Genomic DNA, 2222 nt, shown 5'->3' with positions numbered 1-2222 from the left:
CTCCACGATGACATCGGCCAGCGATGACCGCCATTCCAGGGTGCAGACAGCGAGGATCGCAAGCCGCCTGTCTTCGGGCAGATCACGCATGCCGTCGGCGTAATAGCGCTCGCCCTGCCGGCGAAGCCGGGTCACACGATGCGCCGGCACGCCGTCCAGCAAATCCGCCGGAAGATCGAACCTTTGAAGATATTCCAGTCGATCCATCAGCCGGTTAGCGGCTGCTGAATTTGCGCCAACCTCGAACTGTCGCAGCCATACGAAGCGCGTGACGCGACCATCCACCGTATCCTCCAACAGGTGAGCCAAATTCTCGCTCAGGGTTGGCGTGATGCGATGGGCGATAAGATCCTCGATCCGGCGCTCGGCCTCAACCAGCGCATCGGCGCAAAGGCGCTCGATCGTCGAGGAGCCGGGAAGGATCGTGCGGGTGCGGCGACACTCCGCAACGAAGCGACGGGCAAGATCCTCATTCGATGTCGCCGCCTCGGCTTCCCGAGCGATCCATTCGCGCAAATCCCGTGCGCCCCGCCCCGAAAAGGAGCGATAGCCGTAGATTCGGCGAAGGTCCGCCAGATGCTCGTGCCGGGTCTCCTCGCGCGCGGCATAGAGGAGTAGATCGTCGCTGGTCAGGCCGAGCTGGGCCGCGATGAAATCCGATACCTGCGCCGGGATCAACTCGCCAGGAGCGAGCACCCGGCCCGGGTAGCGCAGGACGCACAGTTGCAGCGCGAAGCCAAAACGATTGTGGGCGCGCCGGCGCTGGCGGATATGCCCGAGATCCTCATCGCTGAGGGTATAGTGCCGCAGCAGCTCACCTTGATCGACCGGCAAGTGAAGCAGCGCCTCGCGCTGTCGATCGGTCAGGGTCACGCGACGCGGCATACATGCTCCTTATTCTTTCCGAGCTACGGTTTGAGATAGCTTGATTGAGATGCTGGTTAAGATACACAATAGCCCAATCTTATGTGCTCATGTTCGTCACCGCCTCAAACCTTCGTTTGTGATCCATGCTGATCGGCTACGCCCGCGTGTCCAAAGCCGACGGCTCGCAGTCGCTCGACCTGCAGCACGATGCCCTTCGCGCTGCCGGTGTCGAGCCAGGCAATATCTATGATGATCGTGCATCCGGTAGCCGTGATGATCGCCCCGGTCTTGCCGCCTGCCTGAAATCGTTGCGCGACGGCGATGTCCTCATCGTTTGGAAGCTCGACCGGCTCGGCCGAACGCTCACCCACCTGGTCAGCACGGTGCAGAATCTGTCGGATCGCGGTATCGGTCTGCGGGTGCTCACCGGCAAGGGCGCGCAGATCGACACCACGACGCCATCGGGCCGGATGGTGTTCGGCATTTTTGCCACACTGGCGGAGTTTGAGCGGGATATGATCCGCGAGCGCACCATGGCTGGCCTGGCCGCTGCCCGCGCGCGGGGACGCAAGGGTGGCCGCAAGTTCGCCCTCTCCAAGGCCCAGGTGCGGCTCGCTCAGGCTGCTATGGCCCAACGCGACACGTCCGTTTCCGACCTCTGCAAGGAACTCGGGATCGAGCGCGTCACTCTCTACCGCTATGTCGGTCCCAACGGGGAACTCCGGGATTACGGTCAGCGCGTGCTTGCTGCCAAAACGCGATGATGATGACGGGAGCCCCGATCAAACTTACCCAAGCGGACGCCGCAGACGTTGCAGACCTGTACAACCGTTGCAGCGACTATTTCCTGTTGCAGGACGGGGCCGCGCCCACGCTGGACGATGCTCGCGAGCTTTTCTCCGATGTGCCGCCCGAAAAGAGCGCCCACAATCAAGCTGTCCTGGGATGGAAGGGGCCTGGCGGCCTATATGCAATCGCGGCCATCCTCCGCGATTATCCGCGTGATGGCACATGGTATCTCGGCTTCATGATCGTAGATGCCGCACAGCGTGGTCGTGGCGTCGGACGCTCAATTTACTCGACGGTCGAAAGCTGGGCCGCTGCGAGAGGTGCCACAGAGATTCGGTTGGCCGTGCTGGAAGCGAATGAAGCGGCAGAGCGATTTTGGCGTTCTCTCGGCTTCATTGAGTATCGGCGCGTTGGGCCAGACACCTTCAAAATGCGTAGCCATCGCCGGATAGAACTGAGCCGTCGCCTTTCTGGCGCGACCGTAGAAGGCAGCAACAAGTAAGATCTCGCGCCGGCTATCTGGGCGAGCTTGGCGTAGGATTCCGCCCCCTCCCGCAAACGCCCCC

General features: G+C 62.2%; 3 protein-coding genes. 2 read left to right on the top strand and 1 reads right to left on the bottom strand.

What is annotated here, in order from left to right; all coding sequences use genetic code 11:
• Window positions 1–885 (bottom strand): DUF4158 domain-containing protein (locus CA234_RS23955; RefSeq protein ID WP_126002928.1); only part of this gene is annotated, 885 nt, incomplete at its 3' end.
• 125 nt (window positions 886–1010) lie between these two features.
• On the opposite strand from CA234_RS23955, the gene CA234_RS23950 reads away from it, so the two are divergent.
• Together CA234_RS23950 and CA234_RS23945 are read left to right on the top strand one after the other, a co-directional pair.
• A complete protein-coding gene (locus CA234_RS23950; RefSeq protein ID WP_008832583.1) occupies window positions 1011–1631 on the top strand; it encodes a recombinase family protein in 621 nt (206 codons plus the stop codon).
• Window positions 1628–2158, top strand: a complete 531-nt coding sequence (locus CA234_RS23945; protein ID WP_007686150.1) for a GNAT family N-acetyltransferase — start codon at window positions 1628–1630, stop codon at window positions 2156–2158. Before CA234_RS23950 ends, CA234_RS23945 begins: the two co-directional genes overlap by 4 nt.
• Window positions 2159–2222 lie beyond the last annotated feature (64 nt).

Source organism: Sphingomonas sp. ABOLE (genome assembly GCF_003950455.1).
Lineage (GTDB): Bacteria > Pseudomonadota > Alphaproteobacteria > Sphingomonadales > Sphingomonadaceae > Sphingomonas > Sphingomonas trueperi.
This window is presented reverse-complemented; position numbering and strand designations above follow the sequence as displayed.

Excerpts from the sequence above, each read along its gene's own strand:
- CA234_RS23950 (WP_008832583.1), top strand. The coding sequence starts at position 1,011 with ATGCTGATCGGCTACGCCCGCGTGTCCAAAGCCGACGGCTCGCAGTCG.
- CA234_RS23945 (WP_007686150.1), top strand. The coding sequence starts at position 1,628 with ATGATGATGACGGGAGCCCCGATCAAACTTACCCAAGCGGACGCCGCA.